Genomic DNA, 264 nt, shown 5'->3' on the forward strand with positions numbered 1-264 from the left:
GGGATTCATGAACAAATCTTTACAGAATTAGGAATGGATGTTCCTCCGGCGACCCCGTGTGATCCGGCTTGTACCGTTTATCTTCCCGGTGAAACGACTCCTATTAATATTTGGCGCGATCGCAAACAATGGCGCGAAGAACGAAATCGACAGTTTCCAGGGAGTGAACCGTTTTGGCGTGTCATGGAAACCTTATTTGCAGCGAGTTGGCGGTTTCAAGCGCGTGACCCTGTCCTTCCTCCGCGTAACCTCTGGGATCTTTGG

Annotated in this window: 1 protein-coding gene; it reads left to right on the forward strand. The window is 50.4% G+C overall.

Annotated elements, in window-relative coordinates; genetic code table 11:
* Positions 1-58: 58 nt before the first annotated feature.
* The coding region (locus R0J87_RS21445; RefSeq protein WP_498888824.1) for a hypothetical protein at positions 59-264 on the forward strand (206 nt) is incomplete at its 3' end.

The organism is Halomonas sp. SIMBA_159 (assembly GCF_046536035.1).
Classification (GTDB): Bacteria; Pseudomonadota; Gammaproteobacteria; order Pseudomonadales; family Halomonadaceae; genus Vreelandella; species Vreelandella venusta_A.